Origin of the sequence: Streptomyces cyaneus (genome assembly GCF_004028635.1) — a bacterium.
Lineage (GTDB): Bacteria > Actinomycetota > Actinomycetes > Streptomycetales > Streptomycetaceae > Streptomyces > Streptomyces cyaneus.
The window spans coordinates 1-17,109 of sequence record NZ_RQJW01000024.1 but is presented as its reverse complement, the minus strand read 5'-3'; the positions used below and the strand labels follow the sequence as shown (position 1 = coordinate 17,109).

The window sequence follows — 17,109 nt, the reverse complement described above, 5'->3', positions numbered from 1 at the left end:
CTCCGACTGGTGGATGCCCTGCGCGGCTGCGTTGTGGCTGGTCGCGCAGTTCCCCGCGCCCTTTATGGGGCGCGGGTGCCCCTGCGCCTTTAAGCCGCCGCTCGTAACGGCTCCGCCCGGTGCAGCGAGCCCGCCGCGCCCAGGTCCGTCAGGATGGCAGTCGCGGCGCGGTGGGCCGAGTGGAGGGCGCCCTGGACCGTGCTGGTGTCGCGGTGGTCGCCGCAGACGTACAGGCCCGCCAGGAGGCGCACCGGGCGGCGCAGGTCGTGGGGTGGGCGCATCGCCGGGACCGCCTCGGGGGTGTGGTGCACGGCGAGGGTCTCCCAGCGGGCCGTGGAGGTGCCGTAGAGGCGGGCCAGGTGCATCCGTACGGCTGTGTCGATGTCGGGTGGCGGCGTGCCGAGGACCGTCGAGGAGATGAGGGCCCGGCCTGCCGGGGTGCGGCTCGGGTCGACCTGGCTGATCACCGCCGTGTGCGCGACCGGGCCGCCCCGGTCGGCGTCGAGCAGGAGCGAGGCGCCGGTCGTCGGCGGTTCGTCGGTGGTGTGGTGGACGACCGTCACGGGGTGGAAGTCCGGTACGCGCAGGCCCGGCAGCAGTTCGGCGGCGGTTCGCGCGTCCGTCGCCAGCAGCACGGCCCGGCACCGTATCTCGCCGTGCTCCGCGGTCGTCACCGATGTCGTGGCGATCGACGTGACGCGCACGCCGGTGTGCACGGTGCCCGGCGGCAACGTCCGCGCGAGCAGCTCCGGCAGCGCCTCGGCGCCGCCCTCGGGCACGCACAGACGCCCGCTCATGAAGGTCCGCAGCGCGAGATCCGCACACCGGCTGGACGTCGTCAGATCCGGGTCGCACAGCAGCGCGGCGAGCAGCGGCCGCAGGAAGCCGTCGATGGTCCGCGCGGGGACGCCCCGCGCCGCGAGGGCCTGCGCGGCCGGCAACTCGGGGCGGGCCAGGAGCCGTTCGACGGGTGAGGCGGCGAGGCGGGCCAGCGCGGCACCCAGTCGGGCCTGGTCGACGGCGGTTCCCAGGGGGGCACTCGCACGCACCCTCGGCAGGGACGTCTGGCCCGGAACGCCCCGCACGGACGCCGCCCGAGGGGCGCTCGCCAGAGCGCGCACCGCATGCAGTGCGCCCCTCGTGCGCCTGGCGCTCATCGGCCTCGCCCACGCGCCCGCGCGGTGCCGGCGGCCGTCGCTGTGCAGCAGTACGCCCGGCGCGAAGGGGCGCAGCGCGAGCGTGTCGAGCGACGGAGTCAGACGTAGGTCGGGATATGCCGTCGAGAGGAGCTGGCCGATCCGGTCGAGCCGGAAGCCGTCGATCTTCTCGGTCGACATTCGGCCGCCCGGGTAGGGGGCGGCCTCCAGGACCGCGGTCGTTACTCCTGCGCTGGTCAGTCGATGCGCCGCGGAGAGTCCGGCGACCCCGGCTCCCACGATGACGACGTCCGCCTGGTACGCGGGCTCAAGCACGTGCCCCTCCTCGAGGTTGCGCGGCCGGTGGAGACGTGATGCCCCCAACAGGCTCCGGGGATACCCGAGTTCGGGACGAGGTTAGGGCCGTGATCGGTCAGAAACAGTCGCGCATGGGCAGAGCACGGTCGCACAGTGGTCGCATACGGGCGCCTGCTGCTGGCCGGGTTTTACGAGGCGGCCGCCCGGATTGCACCTTCGATCTCCGGGAACGCGAAGGTGAAACCCGACTCCAGCAACCGCTTCGGCAGCACCCTCTGACTGCCCAGCACATCCCCGGCCATCTCGCCGAGTACCGCCCGGAGCACCGGCGCGGGAACCGTGAAGAGCGTCGGCCTGTGCAGCACCCGCCCCATCGCCTCGGTGATCTCACGGTTCGTCAGCGGCTGCGGGGCGGTCACATTGAACGGGCCCGACAGGTCGTCGCGCTCGATCAGATGCCGGATGGCGGCCACCTCGTCGTGCAGCGACACGAACGACCAGTACTGCCGCCCGTCCCCCATGCGCCCGCCGACCCCGGCCTTGAACAGCGGGAACAGTCGCCCCCAGGCCCCGCCCTCGCGGGCCACCACCAGCCCCGTGCGCGGGAACACCGTCCGTACGCCCGCCTCCTGGGCCGGGGTCGCCGCGCCCTCCCAGTCGACGACCAGCGAGGGCAGGAAGCCCTCCCCGGGCGGGGCGCTCTCGTCGACTTCCCGCTCGCCGGTCTCGCCGTAGTAGCCGATCGCGCTGCCGTTGACGAAGACCCGGGGCCGCTCCTGAGGTTTCAGCGAGGCCACCGCCTCCGCGAGCGCCGCCGTGCCCAGGACCCGGCCGGACCGGAGCTTCGCCTTGTACGTCTCCGTCCAGCGGCGCGAACCCACGTTCGCCCCGGCCAGGTTGACCACCGCGTCGCATCCGGCGAGCCCGGCCGCATCCACGTACCTCCCCTCCGGATCCCAGCGCACCTCGTCCGCGGACCTGGGCGCGCGGCGCACCAGCCGCACCACCTCGTGTCCGTCCGCGGCCAGGGATCGCACCAGGGCGCTGCCGATGAGGCCGGAGGAGCCGGCCACCACAATCCTTGAAAGTTGCATGACTTCATCCTGCCTCTGACCACATGCTGCGCTTTCCCGGGGGGAGCCCCCGGACCCCCAGCCCGGTCGGATTCCCGTGCTCCGGTCATAGGGTGGCGCTCATGCCCGAGCCGTACCAGTCGCCATCGCCATCGCCGTCGTCATCGCCGTACATACGCACCGCCCTGCCCGACGACGAGGAGGAGCTGGCTCTCCTCGACCGTGTCACATGGTCACTCCTGCACGCGGTCACGCCACAGCCGCAGCCGCCGTACCGGCCGTTCTTCGACGAGCGCCACGCCCCCGACGACCATCTGGTCGCCGAGCTCGACCGCCGCATCGTGGGCTACATCCGCCTGGCCTTCCCGACCCCGCTCGCCGCCAACGCGCACGTACGGCAGATCCAGGGAATCGCCGTCGCCGACGAGGCCCGTGGCCGTGGTGTCGGCCGGGCGCTGGTCCGCGCGGCCGTCGAGGAGGCCCGCCGCCGGGGCGCCCGCCGCATCACGCTGCGCGTCCTCGGCCACAACACGCCGGCCCGCAAGCTGTACGAGGCCGAGGGGTTCGTGGTGGAGGGGGTGCTGCCGGAGGAGTTCTTCCTGGGCGGGGAGTATGTGGACGACGTGATCATGGGGCGCCGTCTCTGATCCGCTCGCCCCGGGAGGTGAGGTCAGGACGTGACGAGATCGCCCGTGTCCACCGGTGCCGTCGCGTTCGCGGCGCGCTTCGCGTCGGAGGCGACCTCGGCCGCCGTCAGGACGTAGCCGGTCTCGTCGTCGGAGGTGGAGCGGGCGAAGACGACGCCGAACACCTTGCCGTCGGTGGTCAGCAGCGGGCCGCCGGAGTTGCCGGGGCGGACGGTGGAGCGGATCGAGTAGATCTCGCGGGTGACGGTCTCGTCGTTGTAGATGTTCTGGCCGGTCGCCCGCACCCGGTTCGCGACCGTCGCCGCCTGGAGGTTCAGGTCGCCGTCCTCCGGGTAGCCCGCCACGACGGCCGAGTCGCCGCGGGTGGCGTCGTCGTCGAACCGCAGGACGGGGGCGCGCAGCTCGGGGACGTACAGCACGGCCACGTCCCGCTCCGGGTCGAAGAGCACGACCCGTGACTCGTACGACCGCCCGACGCCGCCGACCCGGACGCTCGGTTCGTCGATGCCGGCCACCACATGGGCGTTGGTCATCACGTGCTGTGGGGTGTAGACGAAGCCGCTGCCTTCGCGGCCCTGGGTGCCCGAGACACCCTCGATCTTGACCGTGCTGAGCTTGGCGGCGTTCGTCGCGGCAGGGGTGACGCTGTCGCCGGTGGGTCTTGCGACCTCGGCGGTCGACTCGTTCTCGAACGGGTTGAAGACCTGTGGGAAGCCTGCCTCGGTGAGTGCGGAGGTGGCCCGGGAGAACCAGGCGGGTGTCGTGTCCGGCATGGCCTCCTGCACGGTCCCGAGCAGCCGGGAGTCCCGGATCGCCGACGTGAGCAGCGGGGATGAGGACGCGGCGAGAACGCTTGCCGCGACCCAGGCCACGATCAGTACGGCCACCGAGTTGGCCACGGCCCCGCCGACGCCGTCGGCCACCCTGAGCGGCCCCCGGTCCAGCTCCCTGCGCAGCCGCAGAGCCAGCCGCCCCGCGAGCTCGTGCACCACCACCGCCGGGACCAGCACCGTGAGCACGGCGGTCACGGTCGCCTGCGTCGTCCCCGGTGTGACCAGGCCCATCATCCACGGCAGGATCCATACGCCGATCACCGCACCGCCCACGAAGCCGGCCAGCGAGACGCAGCCGGCGACCAGTCCACGCCGGTAGCCGGACGCTGCGTAGGCCAGGATCACCAGCAACAGCAGGATGTCGAGCAGGTCCACGGAGCCGCCTTTCTCTCGGACCCCTTAGTACGCGCGCGAGGCGCCTGTTGATCAGCACGCGCACGCGTACTGATCGGAACCGGCCACCCTGCGTGCACCTGGAGAAACGCCCCGGACCAGGACGATGGTTCCACCGCGTGGCACACCACACATCGCGGGCGGACCGGATCCGTCGGACAGTAGGACCATGTTTGCCTTCCGACGGGTCACCCGACGGGTCTTCCGACGAACACGGGGGAGACGGGGACCACGTGCCGTACGAATACCGTGGGCTGCGGGGATACCGGGGCGGTCGGGGGGTGGGGGTGGGCTGGGCGCGGGGCGGCAGAAGGGGGCTGCGCGCGGGCCGGGTGCGGAGCCGGAGGAGGAGACGGCTGCGCGCGGGTCGGGTGCGGGTTGGGACGAGGGGGATGCGTGCGGACCGGGAGTTGGGCTTGTAGAGGGTGCGGCGCTTGAGCCCGGTGTGGGTCGGGTTGGGGGCGCTGCCCGCGGGCCCGGTGCGGGGTGGGGCGAGGGGGATGCGTGCGGACCGGGAGTTGGGCTTGTAGAGGGTGCGGCGCTTGAGCCCGGTGTGGGTCGGGTTGGGGGCGCTGCCCGCGGGCCCGGTGCGGGGTGGGGCGAGGGGGATGCGTGCGGGTCCGGAGTAGGGCGTGAGCAGGGTGCGGCGCTTGAGCCGGGCGTGGGTCGGGTTGGGGGCGCTGCCCGCGGGCCGGGTGCGGAGCGTGAGCCGGGAGCGCGGAGGGCGGGGCGGGTCTCGGGAGCGCCCGAGGGAGGGGGCACGGGAGCGCCTGAGGGAAGGGGCATGGGAACGCCGGGTCCCTGGCGCCGAGCGCAGGCCGGGCGGGTCGCGGATTCCGGGCGGGCCATGGATGCCGGGCGGACGTCGGCGGGCGGGGGAGCGGCGGACGGCTTAGGGACGACGCCGGATACGGGAGCGTCGCTCGGTGCCTCGCGAACATCGCCTTGGGGGCGAGATGAGCCAGGGCTACGGGAAGAGCAGGCTGGGCGAAGAGAACCCGTCGTACGGGAGCAGGTGGCTGGGCGGAAAGCGTCGGCCGGGCAGGAGCCGCTGGTCGAGTGCGAGCAGCCGACGGGGCGGGAGCAGTCGGTCGGGCGAGAAGCGCCGGCCGGGCGGGAACAACCGGCTGGGCAGGGGCAGCCAGCCGTGCGAGAAGAGTCGGCTGGGCAGGAGCAGCCGGTCCGGTGGGAGCAGTCGGCTGGGCAGGAACAGTTGGCTGGTCGGGAGCGGTTGGTCGGGCGAGAGGGGGCGGCGGCCGAGCAGGAAGAGCCAGCCGTGCGTGAAGAGCCTGCTGCACGAGAACAGTCGGCTGGGCGGGGGCGGCTGGCCGAGCGGGAAGAGCCTGCCGTCCAGGAACAGCCTGCCGTGCAGGGACAGCCTGCCATCCAGGAACAGCCTGCCGAGCGGGGGCAGTTGGCTGGGCGGGAGCAGCCGGCCGTGCGAAATGAGCCTGCTGTACGGGAGCGGTCGGCTGGGCGGGAACGGGCGGCCGAGCGAGAAGAGGCGGCCGAGCGGAAGCAGTCGGTCGGCTCGGAGCGGTGGGCTGGCCCGGTGCGCGGTGCCGCGTGGCAGGCCCGATACCGGCAGCGGCCTCGAAACTTGCGGCAGGCCCAGGCCGGGCGGCGGTCCGGGGCCGGGCAGCACTCCCGTGCCCCACGCGACTCCCGAGCGCAGCACGACTCCCGAGCCCATCGCCACCCCCGAGGCCGGCTGCAGCTCCGAGCTGTGCGGCAGTCCGGGGACCGGCTGCAGGCTCCTGCCCGGCGGCGTTCCCGAGTTGGGCTGTGGCTGTCTGCTGGGCGGCGTTCCCGGGTCGGGCTGTGGCTGTCTGCCGGGCAGCGATGCCGGATCCGGCTGTGGTCCCCTGCCGGGGGGCAAGCCGGGATGTGGCCGCAGTCCGGTGCCGGGCGGCGTATACCGCCCACCGTGCTCGTGCTTCTCGGCTGTCTTCCCGGCCTCGCCGCCGTCCTCGCGCTGGTGCTGTGCGCGAGCGGGGTCGAGCGGGGTGTCGCGGAGTCCGGGCGGCAGGTCGTGGCGCGTCCGGCGGCCGTGCACAAGGCGGCCCGGCCGCACATCGTGCCGAGGTCGGTCTGGCTGGACGACGACACCCGGCACGCCCAGCCGCCCCCGCGCTACGACGACAAGGTCGTCGCCGTGTTCGTCCACCACACCGACTCGCCCAATGGCTACGACTGCGCCGACACGCCCCGCATCATCCGCTACCTGTACGCGGGCCAGACCGGCTTCCGTGACTGGGACGACGTCGGCTACAACTTCCTCGTCGACCGCTGCGGCACCATCTACGAGGGCCGCGCGGGCGGCGTCGACCGCCCCGTCACCGGCGCCCACACCCAGGGCTTCAACCACCGCACCACCGGCATAGCCGCCATCGGCACCTTCACGGCCGGCGTCCCCGTGCCGAAGGAGATGACCGACGCGATCGCCGCGCTGGCGGCGTGGAAGCTGGGGCTGTCCGACACGGACCCGCGCGCGACGGTCCGCCTGACCTCCAGCAACAGCCACAGCCGCTACTCCGCCGGCACCACTGCCATGCTCCCCGCGCTGGCCGGCCACACGGACGGTTACATGACCAGTTGCCCGGGCGCGGCGCTCAGCGCTCTCCTCCCGGAGATCAGGGAGACGGCGGCCCGTCTGCAGGGCAGACGCTGATCCGCACGCTCTCAGACACTCTCGGCCCACCAGCCGTTCGCCGACCCGCCGCCCCCACCCTTCACCGCCGCCCCAGATAAACCCCCAACGCCCGCTGCAGCACCCTGCCCTGGCTGCCGACTGGAAGTTCCCACTCCCCGAGGTACTCCACGGCGCGGCCGCCCGTGCCCGTCTTGAAGCGGAGGCGGCCCAGCAGGCGGTCCTCGGTGAGGGCGGGGGTGATGGAGCGCAGGTCGTACGTCTCGGCGCCCGCCGCACGGGCGTCACACAGCATGCGCCACAACAGTGCGCTGCTGGGTCGCAGTTGGCGCCCCCGGCGGCCGGACGCGGCGTACGAGTGCCAGGCGCGGGAGCCGACGTTGATCATCAGGGCAGCGGAGAGCACCTCGTCGTCGTACTCGGCGAGATAGAGGCGCAGCCGGTCGCCGTCCTCGGCGTTCAGGGCCTTCCACATGCGCCGGAAGTAGTCCAACGGGCGGGCCTTGAAGCCGTCGTGGGCGGCGGTTGCGGTGTACAGGCGGTGGAATTCGGGCAGGTCGGCCGCCGAGCCCCAGGAGACCCGGACGCCTGACGCCTCGGCCAGTCGCAGGGACTGTTCCCAGTGCGGTGCGAGGGCGCCGCGCAGTTCGTCCACCGAGCGCCCCGCCAACGTGATCTCACAGCCGTACCGCGGCTGACCGAGCCCGAAGCCGCTCCCGTCGTCCTCCTCGCACCGCCGCCACCCGAGCCGCCGCAGCCGCTCCGCGGCGTCGAGCGCGTATCCGTCGATGCCGGCCGGGGGCAGCTCGTGCAGATGACGTACGTCGGGGTCGGCGATGCCCGCCGCCACGGTGGCCGCGTCCCAGTGCCGTACGACGAGGGGCGGGCCGATCCGGACCGAGAACGCCCCGATCCGCTTCAGATGGGCGACGAGCGGGTCCAGCCAGCGCTCCAGCCGCGGCGTACGCCAGTCGATCCCGGGGCCGTCGGGGAGGTAGGCGAGGTAGCGCCGGGTTCCGGGCAGCGGCCGGTACAGGACCAGCGCCGTCGCGACCATCTCCCCGTCCTCGAACCAGCCGACACTCTCCGGCAGCCAGTCGGGCTTCACATCGCCCCACTCGGGGATCTGCAGATGGCTCGCGTCGGGATACCGCCGCAGATGGGCGAGGTGCTCCGCGCGCGGTATCTCCCGCACGAACAGGCTGGTCATGGGCAGGGTGCTCCTGGTCGGGGCGGCCACCCTAAGCCGGAGATCACGCAACGGGTCAAGAGACGGGGCGTGAACCTTCCCGACCCGGCCGGTGACGTCGGTCACCAGGCGAAAACGCCTCACAGGTTTCTCGTAGCCGACTCAAGGACCGCGCCGAGACTGCCTCCCTATCGTCATGCACACGCACTGACCGGAGGTGGGGATCATGAGCAGCAGCAGCGGCAACAACAGCGGCAGCAGCAAGCGTTTCTGGACGGTGGCCTGCGCGGTCGCGACCGTCGTCCTGGGGCCGGCCGCCGTCACGGCGTCCGCGCTCGACCAGGCCAACAAGGCCCCGATGTACCACGCGGTGCAGGCCGAGCAGACGCAGGCGTACATCCCGTCGGACCCGAGCCGCAGGCGGGCCATGGCCTGAGGTCCAGTCCTCGGTCTCAGCCCTCGGTCTCAGTCCTTGAAGCGCTCCCACAGTCTGGGGTACCGCTCCGCCAGTGCCCGTTCGTTCTCGAAGTCGACCGGTGCGCCCTCCGGTTCCGAGGGTGCGGGGGCGATGCCCAGGTCGGGGGCGACGGTGCCGGTGAGCTGCTCGTAGGCCTCGTCCGCGGCGTAGCCGAGTTCCTCGCCGTCGCCGTCGAACTCCTCGTCGAAGTCGCCCAGCAGGTCGGCGAGCGAGTCGGGCTCGTGCACACCGCCCTCGTACACCTCGCGGCCCTGGCCGATCAGCCAGCACCGGAAGAAGTCGAACGCGTCGTCGCTGGCCCCGTCCAGCAGGACCCAGGCGGCGCCCCACAGGTTCCAGGTGTACGCGCGGTTGTAGCGGGCCTCGAAGTGACGGGCGAAGTCCAGGACCATGTCCGGGTCCAGCTGGAGCAGCTTGTCCAGGAGCAGGTCGGCCTGCTCCTCGGGGTCGCCCTCGGCGGCCTCGCGGGTACCGTCGATCAGCTCCCAGAACTCCGTCTCGTCCATCACGGGTCAAGCATCGGCCCTGTGCGGGTGGGGCGCACGTGGAGTGCGACGGATTGTTATGCGTACCCCTCATGAGCGGTACAGCGCGGCCAGCCGTATCGCGTCGCTCGCGAAGCGCTCCCGCAGTGTCTCCGGCGCGAGCACCTCGACCTGCGGGCCGAGCGACGCGAGCTGGGTGTGGGCGACCTCCTCGGATTCCACCGGGAGGGTCAGCGTCACCCACCCGTCCTCGTCCGGGGCGTCCGCCGCGTCCAGTGCCTCCCGCGCGGACTGCGGATCGACGGCGTACGGCAGTGCACGCACCCCGTCCGGGGACACCCGCACCACGACCTCGGCCCGCAGAATGGACCGCGCGAACTGCTCCGCCCGCTCGTCCCAGAAGCCCGGCAGATCGAACTCCTCGTCCCGCTCGAACCGCCCGGACCGCCCGTCACCGGGGTCCACGGCGGTGAAGCGGTCGATGCGGTACACCCGGTACGAGCCGTGGCCCGCGACCCGGGCGCACAGGTACCAGACCCCCGCCTTCAGTACGAGCCCGTACGGCTCCAGCTCCCGCTCGACCTCGCTCTCCCCGCGCCGGTACCGGGCCACGATCCGCCGGTCGTCCCACACCGCGTCCGCGACGGCCGGCAGCAGCTCGGGGGCCTTCGTCTCCTTGAACCAGTTCGGGGCGTCCAGATGGAACCGCTGGGCGGCGGAACGGGAAGCGTCGCGCACGGAGGGCATCAGGGCCGCCGACACCTTCAGCCGGGCGGCGGAGGCGGCGTCCTCCAGCCCCATCTCCCGCAGCGCGCCCGGCACCCCGGACAGGAACAACGCCTCCGCCTCGCTCCGCGCGAGCCCTGTCAGCCGGGTCCGGTACCCGCCGATGAGCCGGTAACCCCCGGCCCGCCCCCGGTCGGCATACACCGGAACCCCCGCCTCCGACAACGCCTGCGCATCCCGCGTGACCGTTCGCTCGGACACCTCAAGCTCCCGCGCAAGCTCGGCAGCGGTCATGGACGGCCGGGACTGGAGCAACAGCACCATCTTGATCAGCCGGGCAGCACGCATACGGCCATCATGCCGGGGCCCACTGACAACACCGTCGACGACGAAGACGACGAAGACGACGAAGGGGTACGGCAGCCGCCGTACCCCTTCACTGAGCGTCAGTTGCTACAGGCCGTACTTCTCCCGCGCTTCCTTCACCGCCGTCGCCTTGACCTCGCCCCGCTTCGCGAGCTGGGCCAGCGCCGCGACGACGATCGACTCGGCGTCGACGCCGAAGTGGCGGCGGGCGGCCTCGCGGGTGTCGGAGAGGCCGAAGCCGTCCGCGCCCAGCGAGGAGTAGTCCTGCTCGACCCACTGCGCGATCTGGTCGGGCACCTGGCGCATGTAGTCGGAGACCGCCAGCACCGGGCCCTCGGCGCCGTGCAGCGCCTGACGGACGTACGGCACCCGCTCCTCGCCGCGCAGCAGGGCCGCGTCGGCCTCCAGCGCGTCGCGGCGGAGTTCCGTCCAGGAGGTCGCGGACCACACGTCGGCCGCCACGCCCCACTCCTCCGCGAGCAGCTTCTGCGCCTGGAGCACCCAGTGGATCGCCGTGCCGGAGCCCAGCAGCTGGATGCGCGGGGCGTTGGCCGCCGGGGACAGCTCGGCCGACTCCGCCGTGTTGAAGCGGTACAGGCCCTTGACGATGCCCTCGTCGATGCCGAGGCCCTGCGGCTTCGCGGGCTGCGGCATCGGCTCGTTGTAGACGGTGAGGTAGTAGAAGACGTTCGGGTCCTCACCCGGCGCCGCCTCGCCGTACATCCGGCGCAGACCGTCCTTGACGATCGCCGCGACCTCGTACGCGAACGCCGGGTCGTACGTCAGCGCCGCCGGGTTCGTCGCGGCGATGACGGGGGAGTGGCCGTCGGCGTGCTGCAGGCCCTCGCCCGTCAGCGTCGTACGGCCCGCCGTGGCGCCTACGAGGAAGCCGCGGCCGAGCTGGTCGCCGAGCTGCCACATCTGGTCGGCCGTGCGCTGCCAGCCGAACATCGAGTAGAAGATGTAGAACGGGATCATCGCTTCGCCGTGCGTGGAGTACGCGGTCGACGCGGCGATGAAGTCGGCCATCGAACCGGCCTCGGTGATCCCCTCGTTGAGGATCTGGCCGTTCTTGGCCTCCTTGTAGTACATCAGCTGGTCGCGGTCGACCGGCTCGTACGTCTGGCCCTTGGGGGAGTAGATCCCGAGGGACGGGAAGAGGCTCTCCATACCGAAGGTGCGTGCCTCGTCGGGCACGATCGGCACCCAGCGCTTGCCCGTCTCCTTGTCGCGGACCAGGTCCTTGATCAGGCGGACGAAGGCCATGGTGGTGGCCACGTTCTGGGAGCCGGAGCCCTTGTCGAAGGAGGCGAACGCCTTCTCCGCCGGGGCCGGCAGCGGGGCCACCGGGTGCACACGGCGGGCCGGGGCCGGGCCACCGAGGGCCGCGCGGCGCTCCTGGAGGTAGCGGACCTCGGGGGAGTCGGCGCCGGGGTGGCCGTAGGGGACGACCCCGTCGACGAAGTCGCTGTCCTTGATGGGCAGGTCGAGCAGGTCGCGCATCGCCTTGAACTCGTCCGCCGTCAGCTTCTTCATCTGGTGGTTGGCGTTCTTCGACGCGAAGCCCTCGCCGAGGGTGAAGCCCTTGACCGTCTGGGCCAGGATCACGGTCGGCGCGCCCTTGAACTCGACGGCGGCCTTGTATGCGGCGTAGACCTTGCGCGCCTCGTGACCACCGCGGGAGAGGTGGAAGCACTCCAGGATCTTGTCGTCGCTCAGCAGCTTCGCCATCTCGACGAGCGCCGGGTCCTTGCCGAAGAAGTCCTGGCGGATGTAGGCGGCGTCGCGGGTCTGGTACGTCTGCACCTGCGCGTCGGGTACCTCACGCAGCCGGCGTACGAGCGCGCCGGTCGTGTCGAGCTGGAACAGCTCGTCCCACGCCGTACCCCACAGCGTCTTGACGACGTTCCAGCCGGCGCCGCGGAACTGGGCCTCCAGCTCCTGCACGATCTTGAAGTTGGCGCGGACCGGGCCGTCGAGGCGCTGCAGGTTGCAGTTGATGACGAAGGTCAGGTTGTCCAGGCCCTCGCGGGAGGCCAGGGCGAGTGCCGCCGTGGACTCCGGCTCGTCCATCTCGCCGTCGCCGAGGAAGGCCCACACGTGGGACGCGGAGACGTCCTTGATGCCGCGGTTGGTGAGGTAGCGGTTGAAGCGGGCCTGGTAGATGGCGGAGAGAGGGCCGAGGCCCATCGACACCGTCGGGAACTCCCACAGCCAGGGGAGGCGGCGCGGGTGCGGGTACGACGGGAGACCGTCGCCGCCCGACTCGCGGCGGAAGTTGTCGAGGTGGTGCTCGTTCAGCCGGCCGTCGAGGAAGGCGCGGGCGTAGATGCCGGGGGAGGCGTGGCCCTGGATGTACAGCTGGTCGCCGGAGCCGGCCGCTTCCCCGGAGTCCTTGCCCTTGAAGAAGTGGTTGAAGCCGGTCTCGTAGAGCCAGGCCGCGGAGGCGAAGGTGGCGATGTGGCCGCCGACGCCGTGTTTGCTGCCCCGGGTCACCATGGCGGCCGCGTTCCAGCGGTTCCACGCGGTGATACGGGACTCCATCGCCTCGTCACCGGGCACGGACGGCTCGGCGGCGGTCGGGATGGTGTTGACGTAGTCCGTCTCGAGAAGCTTGGGCAGCGCGATGCCGGTGCCCTCGGCACGCTCCAGCGTGCGACGCATCAGGTACGCCGCACGATGCGGCCCGGCCGCCTTGGCGACCGCGTCCAGCGAGGCCTGCCATTCGGCGGTCTCCTCCGGGTCACGGTCCGGGAGCTGGTCGAGCGCGCTCGGCTGGATGGCGTTGGGGTCGGTCATGTCGCCGCCTTCCTCAGTCGAAGGGGGTTCCCTCATCTGTAAGGGTTCGGGGGTGCCCTTGGTCTTTGGCAGGACAGGGCGGTGGGCCTCGGTGCGGTGACACCATGCGGCTCCCGCCGCGCGGCCCGTCGGCGACTGTAACTCCCTGATCGATGATCGATCAAAGGGGGGAAGGCTAAAAAGTCTCGACATCGAGAAATTGGCATCCGGTGCCGGGGAAACAGGCACGCGGTGCCGCGTTTTCCCTGCTCACCTGAGTTCCGGGTGGCTAGCTTGGGCGGCTTGCGCCGGCTTCGGTGCGGACGGGGGTGTGGTCACCCCGTCGCTGCCTGCTGGGGCGTCCCGGTCTCCGTCCGGTCGGCGGCGGTCTGTCGGCCCTGCTCGCCCTCGGTGCGTTGCCGCTCCATGCGTTCGTGATCCTGGCGATGCCGTGTCGACTGCTCGCGGGTGATCACCTCGGTGGCGGCACCGACGGCGACCGCGACCGGCCATGCCATGGCTCCGGCTGCGGTCATCCCGCCGAGCAGCCCGTAGAAGGCTAGCCTGCGGGGCGACGGGAGCAGGGACGTGGCCGTGGTCGTGGCCGCTGACGTGGCCTTGCGGGCGCCCGAGAACATGTCGCCCGGTGTCACGTAGGGGATGGGAACCCGGGGGTGCGCGGTGTGCATGTGCACCACCTTGCCGCCGGTCCGCCTCTCGTCGTGCTGCTCCGGCTCGGCCTGGGTGCCGGCCTGGGCCTGGGTACCGGCCTCGGGCGGGGTCGGCTGCTGCGCTTGCTGGGTCTGTGGCTCTGGGGAAGTCATGACCGTCCTCCCCTGCTGGAAAGCGTGGGCAGTGGGTCCTTCCAGCCGCCTTCCATCGATACGCGCAGCTAAACCCGCCCTGAACGGACAATTCGTCCAGGTGGCTTGCGTCGCCGGTCAGGCGTGGGCGGCCGCCGCGGGTGCGCTCGTGCCGAACGCCTTCCAGAGCTGGATGGCCAGGCGCACCAGGACGGCCTCGAGCAGGGCGACCGCCACCTGGGTCAGGATCGTGGTGAGGATGTGTGGCATGGTGAGCCGCCTTTCGTGTGCGTCGAGCTGGGTACGGCTCCTTTGTCCGGTCCGATGTCAACCGGCAGGCTGCACCGGAGTGTCCTGCGGGTGAACCTTCCCCAGCGCGTCGACGGCGCCCCGGGCCACGGCGGGCACCAGCACGGCCCCCGCCGCCGGCGCCAGAGCGATCGTCCAGCCCACCGGACCGAGCGGCCGACTGTTGCCGAAGAAGTGGCTGAGCCCCGGCACGGTCACGACCACACCCAGCACCACCAGGGACCCCACCACGGCCGCGGCCACCATGGCGGGCAGCATGTCGGTGAGCAGGTTGACCGGGAGCAGCCGGCGGGCGTTCAGCGCACTGCGCCCGGTGAGCAGCGTGCTCCCCAGGGTGAAGATGATCTCGCCCAGGTTGCCGCCGAGCAGGATGCCCAGCGCCCTGCTCCGTGGCCGTCTCGCCGATCCGGCGGGCGATGCCGTCGCGCAGCGGCGGGGTGGACTCCACGAACTGGATCGCCGACATCACCAGCGGATGCAGGCCCCGCAGCCCACCGTAGGCCGCCCCTGCCCCTCACCTCATCGCGCTGCCCGCCCTCACCCCGTCCCCCCTCCTCGACAGCGGCATCGGCGGCAGCGACCACACCGACGACCATCCCGAGGTCGATATCCGGCGGCCCGCAGCCGACGTACACGCAGCCCAGCGTGCCGTTCACCTCGGCGCGGCTCACTCCCGGCAACTGCCGCAGCGTGGCCTGCAGTCGGCGCGCCGAGGCGGCCGTCCCAGCCGCCGGACCTCGATCTGCACACCCCCGGAGGTCCGCCACAGGCGGGCGTACGAGGCCGCAGCATCGGCCCGATCAACGGCAGCGCCGCCGGTACGGCGGTCAGACCCGCCGATGGTGGTGGGGTCCGGTGGTGTCTGGCCGTAACGAACTCGGCGCTTGCTACTCGCTCTCGTGCCGAGGCGCGCACCCCAGCACATGGGCCTTGACGAGCTCGGCGATCCGGGGATCCCGGCGCTGGAACGCGGCCACCAGCTCCTCGTGCTCCTCCGCGTACGACTGCTGCACCGTCCCGAGCCACCGGATGGACAGGGCCGTGAACACCTCGATACCCAGGCCCTCCCAGGTGTGCAGCAGCACCGAGTTGCCCGCCGCCCGCACCATTTCGCGGTGGAAGGCGACCGTGTGCCGCACCTGGGCCGTGCCGTCGGACTTGCGGTCGGCCTCGTACAGCGCGTTGACGTGCGGCTCCAGGGCGGAGCAGTCCAGCGCCAGCTTCTCCGCGGCCAGTTCGGCCGCGATCGCCTCCAGGCCGGCCCGGACCGGGTAGCTCTCCTCCAGGTCGGCGGCCGTCAGGCTCCGCACCCGCACGCCCTTGTTCGGCGCCGACTCGATCAGCCGCAGCGACTCCAGCTCGCGCAGCGCCTCCCGCACCGGTGTCTGGCTGACCTCCAGCTCGGTGGCGATCCGCCGCTCCACGATCCGCTCGCCCGGCTGCCAGCGACCGCTGATGATCCCCTCCAGGATGTGCTCGCGGATCTGTTCGCGCAGCGAGTGGATGACGGGGGCGGTCATGAGGGCTCCTTAGGGCGCGTTGACGTTTAGACAATACGGCCGTTGCGCTCCGCTGGGAGGGCCGACGGGGGTGCTTTCGTGCAGGTGAGACGAGACTTACACGGCGTGGGGCGTGTGGTGCGCAAGAGCTCGGTGTGATCTGTCGTCGGGCGGCTGCGGGTTGTCGGGGGCTGGTGGCGCCCACGCGGCGGATCCGCATATCGACACAGCCCCGCGCCCTTGAGGGGGTGGCAATCGACCTGCGTCGAAAGCCGACGCAAAGCCGATACGCAAAGCCGATACGCAAAGCCGACGCCCCGCCCGGAGAAGCTCCGGGCGGGGCGCCGTACTACCCGATCGGGGAGATCAGAGGCCGAGCTCGACCTCGAACTCGCCCGCCTCCAGGATCGCCTTGACCGCCGTCAGGTAACGGGCCGCGTCGGCGCCGTCCACCAGGCGGTGGTCGTAGGACAGGGTCAGGTACGTCATGTCGCGGACGCCGATGACCGTGCCCTCCTCCGTCTCGATGACGGCCGGGCGCTTGACCGTGGCGCCGATGCCGAGGATCGCGACCTGGCCCGGCGGCACGATGATCGTGTCGAAGAGCGCACCGCGCGAACCGGTGTTGGAGATGGTGAAGGTCGCGCCGGACAGCTCGTCGGGCGTGATCTTGTTGGCGCGGACCTTGCCCGCCAGCTCCGCCGTGGCCTTGGCGATGCCCGCGATGTTGAGGTCGCCGGCGTGCTTGATGACCGGGGTCATCAGGCCCTTCTCGGAGTCCACCGCGATACCGATGTTCTCGGTGTCGAAGTAGGTGATCGTGCCTTCGCCCTCGTTGATCTTGGCGTTGATGGGCGCGTGCGCCTTCAGCGCCTGGGCCGCGGCCTTGACGAAGAACGGCATCGGGGAGAGCTTGACGCCCTCACGGGCCGCGAACGCGTCCTTGGCGCGGGCGCGCAGCTTCATCAGACGCGTGACGTCGACCTCGACGACCGACGACAGCTGGGCCTGCTCGTGCAGCGCCTTGACCATGTTGTCGCCGATGACCTTGCGGATGCGGGGCATCTTGACGGTCTGGCCGCGGAGGGGGGAGGCCTCCAGCGTCGGCGCCTTCTTGGCAGCGGCGGCCGGAGCGGCAGCGGCCGGAGCCGGAGCAGCGGCGGCGGCCTTCGCGGCCTCGGCGGCGGCGATGACGTCCTGCTTGCGGATACGGCCGCCGACGCCGGTGCCCTTGACGGTGGCCAGGTCGACGCCGTTCTCGGCGGCGAGCTTGCGCACCAGCGGGGTGACGTAGGCGCCCTCGTCGGTCGGCTGGGCGGCAGCCGGAGCCGCCGGAGCCGGGGTGACCGGGGCCGGAGCGGCCGGCGCGGGGGCCGGGGCCGCGGGGGCGACCGGAGCCGGGGCGGCAGCGGCGGGCGCGGCCGGA

General features: G+C 71.9%; 16 protein-coding genes. 3 read left to right on the top strand and 13 right to left on the bottom strand.

Translation table 11 applies throughout. The features are described from left to right. Nucleotides 1-89 precede the first annotated feature (89 nt). Both EHO50_RS42105 and EHO50_RS42100 read right to left on the bottom strand, forming a co-directional pair. Nucleotides 90-1,472 carry an NAD(P)/FAD-dependent oxidoreductase gene (locus EHO50_RS42105; protein WP_128437163.1) on the bottom strand — a complete coding sequence of 461 codons (1,383 nt, stop codon included), beginning with the start codon at nucleotides 1,470-1,472 and terminating at the stop codon, nucleotides 90-92. A gap of 170 nt (nucleotides 1,473-1,642) precedes the next feature. Then, a complete protein-coding gene (locus EHO50_RS42100; RefSeq protein ID WP_128437162.1) occupies nucleotides 1,643-2,548 on the bottom strand; it encodes a TIGR01777 family oxidoreductase in 906 nt (301 codons plus the stop codon). Between the two features lie 101 nt (nucleotides 2,549-2,649). Here EHO50_RS42100 and EHO50_RS42095 point away from each other — a divergent pair, with 101 nt between their 5' ends. Continuing rightward, entirely contained in the window at nucleotides 2,650-3,174 is a 525-nt protein-coding gene (locus EHO50_RS42095; protein WP_128437161.1) for a GNAT family N-acetyltransferase, read from the top strand. Between the two features lie 23 nt (nucleotides 3,175-3,197). Here EHO50_RS42095 and EHO50_RS42090 read toward each other — a convergent pair whose 3' ends face one another. Continuing rightward, complete coding sequence (locus EHO50_RS42090) at nucleotides 3,198-4,382, bottom strand: MarP family serine protease (protein WP_128437160.1); 1,185 nt, start codon at nucleotides 4,380-4,382, stop codon at nucleotides 3,198-3,200. Nucleotides 4,383-5,367: 985 nt separating this feature from the next. Then, complete coding sequence (locus EHO50_RS44370) at nucleotides 5,368-6,093, bottom strand: hypothetical protein (protein WP_164905111.1); 726 nt, start codon at nucleotides 6,091-6,093, stop codon at nucleotides 5,368-5,370. A 192-nt stretch (nucleotides 6,094-6,285) separates the two neighbouring features. Between EHO50_RS44370 and EHO50_RS42080 the strand changes: the two genes are divergently transcribed. Next, nucleotides 6,286-7,071 carry a peptidoglycan recognition protein family protein gene (locus EHO50_RS42080; protein ID WP_128437159.1) on the top strand — a complete coding sequence of 262 codons (786 nt, stop codon included), beginning with the start codon at nucleotides 6,286-6,288 and terminating at the stop codon, nucleotides 7,069-7,071. A gap of 61 nt (nucleotides 7,072-7,132) precedes the next feature. Here EHO50_RS42080 and EHO50_RS42075 read toward each other — a convergent pair whose 3' ends face one another. Continuing rightward, on the bottom strand, nucleotides 7,133-8,260 hold the full coding sequence (locus EHO50_RS42075; RefSeq protein WP_128437158.1) for a lipid II:glycine glycyltransferase FemX: 1,128 nt from the start codon (nucleotides 8,258-8,260) through the stop codon (nucleotides 7,133-7,135). Nucleotides 8,261-8,465: 205 nt separating this feature from the next. Between EHO50_RS42075 and EHO50_RS42070 the strand changes: the two genes are divergently transcribed. Beyond that, complete coding sequence (locus tag EHO50_RS42070; RefSeq protein ID WP_128437157.1) at nucleotides 8,466-8,675, top strand: hypothetical protein; 210 nt, start codon at nucleotides 8,466-8,468, stop codon at nucleotides 8,673-8,675. A gap of 29 nt (nucleotides 8,676-8,704) precedes the next feature. Here EHO50_RS42070 and EHO50_RS42065 read toward each other — a convergent pair whose 3' ends face one another. The 8 genes from EHO50_RS42065 to sucB all read right to left on the bottom strand — a co-directional run. After that, nucleotides 8,705-9,223, bottom strand: coding sequence for a DUF4240 domain-containing protein (locus tag EHO50_RS42065; protein ID WP_128437241.1), 519 nt, complete (start codon nucleotides 9,221-9,223; stop codon nucleotides 8,705-8,707). 69 nt (nucleotides 9,224-9,292) lie between these two features. Beyond that, the gene (locus EHO50_RS42060; RefSeq protein ID WP_128437156.1) at nucleotides 9,293-10,276 is read right to left on the bottom strand and encodes a helix-turn-helix transcriptional regulator; all 984 of its coding nucleotides are present in this window, start codon (nucleotides 10,274-10,276) and stop codon (nucleotides 9,293-9,295) included. A gap of 105 nt (nucleotides 10,277-10,381) precedes the next feature. Continuing rightward, a complete protein-coding gene (gene aceE, locus EHO50_RS42055; RefSeq protein ID WP_128437155.1) occupies nucleotides 10,382-13,093 on the bottom strand; it encodes a pyruvate dehydrogenase (acetyl-transferring), homodimeric type in 2,712 nt (903 codons plus the stop codon). A gap of 314 nt (nucleotides 13,094-13,407) precedes the next feature. Next, complete coding sequence (locus EHO50_RS42050) at nucleotides 13,408-13,896, bottom strand: hypothetical protein (RefSeq protein ID WP_128437154.1); 489 nt, start codon at nucleotides 13,894-13,896, stop codon at nucleotides 13,408-13,410. 117 nt (nucleotides 13,897-14,013) lie between these two features. After that, a complete protein-coding gene (locus tag EHO50_RS45760) occupies nucleotides 14,014-14,145 on the bottom strand; it encodes a hypothetical protein (RefSeq protein ID WP_281288321.1) in 132 nt (43 codons plus the stop codon). Between the two features lie 57 nt (nucleotides 14,146-14,202). Further along, on the bottom strand, nucleotides 14,203-14,442 hold the full coding sequence (locus EHO50_RS44605) for a hypothetical protein (protein ID WP_181449799.1): 240 nt from the start codon (nucleotides 14,440-14,442) through the stop codon (nucleotides 14,203-14,205). A 629-nt stretch (nucleotides 14,443-15,071) separates the two neighbouring features. Next, complete coding sequence (locus tag EHO50_RS42040) at nucleotides 15,072-15,704, bottom strand: GntR family transcriptional regulator (RefSeq protein ID WP_128437153.1); 633 nt, start codon at nucleotides 15,702-15,704, stop codon at nucleotides 15,072-15,074. A gap of 345 nt (nucleotides 15,705-16,049) precedes the next feature. After that, a partial coding sequence (gene sucB / locus EHO50_RS42035; protein WP_128437152.1) for a 2-oxoglutarate dehydrogenase, E2 component, dihydrolipoamide succinyltransferase occupies nucleotides 16,050-17,109 on the bottom strand: 1,060 nt, incomplete at its 5' end.